1 protein-coding gene is annotated in these 811 nt (G+C 66.0%); it reads left to right on the top strand.

All coding sequences use genetic code 11. The features are described from left to right. Position 1: 1 nt before the first annotated feature. On the top strand, positions 2-811 hold an 810-nt coding region (locus tag QMG52_RS21790), incomplete at its 3' end, for an NtaA/DmoA family FMN-dependent monooxygenase (protein WP_283562485.1).

The following is an 811-nucleotide window of genomic DNA, read 5'->3' as shown; positions in this document are numbered from 1 at the left end:
TTTGAACGCTTTCCTGCTGGGAGCCGGCCACCACGGTGCTGCGTGGCGGCGGCCCGGATCGCCGCTGGAGCAGCTCGGAGAGATCGGCTATTATGAGCGGCTCGCACAAAGCGCCGAACGCGGCTTGTTCGATGCCGTGTTTTTCGCCGACGGGCAGTCCGCCGGTGACGTCGGCGCCGGGCCGAGATGGTTTCTGGAACCATTGACCGCGCTGGCGGCCATGGCCCGGGCAACGGAAAACATCGGCCTTATCAGCACCGTCTCGGCGACCTTTTATTCCCCTTTTCATGCCGCCCGGATGCTCGCCTCCCTGGATCACATCAGTGCCGGGCGGATCGGGGCGAACGTGGTCACGTCGATGTTCGATGCTGAAGCCCGCAATCACGGGCTGGAAGCGATGCCCGGCCACGCGCAGCGCTACGGCCGCGCTGCGGAGTTCATTGAGGTAGCGCTGGGGTTGTGGGACTCATGGGCTGATGATGCGCTGGTTCGGGACAGGACCGGGTTCTATGCCGATCCGGCCCTGGTCCGGCCGTCGCATCATGAGGGGGACCACTTCCGGGTGGAGGGGCCCTTGAATGTGCCCCGGTGCCCGCAGGGACGCCCCGTGCTGTTCCAGGCCGGTGCTTCCGGGGCCGGCCGGGATCTTGCCGCCCGGTACGCGGAAGGGATTTACGCCGTGGCCTACGATCTTCCCAGCGCCCAGGCCTACTATGCGGATATGAAACAGCGGATCGCTGCTGCCGGGCGTAATCCGGAGAAGGTAGCGATCATGCCCGGATTGGTGACGTATGTGGGCTCCACCGCGGCC

Source organism: Paenarthrobacter sp. PH39-S1 (genome assembly GCF_030063245.1).
In the GTDB taxonomy this organism is placed as follows: domain Bacteria; phylum Actinomycetota; class Actinomycetes; order Actinomycetales; family Micrococcaceae; genus Arthrobacter_M.
This window is presented reverse-complemented; position numbering and strand designations above follow the sequence as displayed.